The following is a 1,036-nucleotide window of genomic DNA, read 5'->3' as shown; positions in this document are numbered from 1 at the left end:
AGTGTTGTTAATTATGATGGCTATGTTCGTGCTTATACGACCTATCGACGAGACTACGATTCAGACTTTGACCCGGAGGGGAATACGGATTATCAGCGGGATTATGCTCTCAAGATCTATGACCTGGAAAGACCTGACTATCATCAGGAAAGTGTTACTTTAACGGTTCAAGGCACTTCTACTCATGTAAACAGTGAGGGAGAGGTAGTGCATGGGTTTTCCGAGAAGGCTTCGGCCCCACTGGCCGCTGCTGAACCCCTGGGCCTAATGAGTTTTTCGGATGGTTCTCCTGGTAGTCAGTCTACTAGTACTACCATTAAATCCTTAGATGATTTCCAGAACTATAATCAATTTGAAGCTTTTCTGGATTATGCTGAAAATTTTGAACCTTCCTTTTCTGATGGGACGGCCTCGGTGAAGGTGGTTTATTCTGAATTTGGTGATGATATAGTCGATGGTATTTCCCAAACAGAAACCCTCCATATTCATGAAGATTTTTTCTCAACACCAGGGATAGAGACGAAGGAATTACGGACGGTAGGTAGCGGCGTTTTATATATTGTTGTCATCAATTCAAGACCACCAGGACCCAGGGAGTCAGCCTCTCCTCCAGCTAACTCTATGAGTCTTAACATTAGTATCGTGAGTGAGAGTGTGGAAGCAGAGTCAACCGCCAATGGTTCTGGATACACAACAAGATTGCGTGTTGAGCGGTATTCTTCTTTGTACAAGACACCTTGGCATCTGGAGCCTCATGAAGAAATAGTCTATCCTCCCGTTTTATCTGAACCAAAAGCAATCCAAAGCATTGAGTACCGTTTTCCAGAAAGTATGTACCATCCGGTGTACGGCGGTCCTTCCACAGAGGAATATGTTAAACAATTGGAAGACATGTTTTTGGAAACACCTTCTGATTTACCTTCACAAGACCGATTTACTCGTTTCCTAAGCAAAATGGCAGAACAGCAGGCAAAAAGTTCTCATTATCGGTTTTTACCGCCGATTATCCATTCAAAAACTACTACCGGAAATCTGA

At 43.3% G+C, this 1,036-nt stretch carries 1 protein-coding gene; it reads left to right on the top strand.

Annotated features, from left to right (window positions below):
• Window positions 1-1,036, top strand: a 1,036-nt coding sequence (locus BLV55_RS14685) for a hypothetical protein (protein ID WP_176968439.1), incomplete at both ends; no start/stop codon positions are given.

The organism is Tindallia californiensis, assembly GCF_900107405.1.
GTDB classification, from domain to species: Bacteria; Bacillota; Clostridia; order Peptostreptococcales; family Tindalliaceae; genus Tindallia; species Tindallia californiensis.
This window is presented reverse-complemented; position numbering and strand designations above follow the sequence as displayed.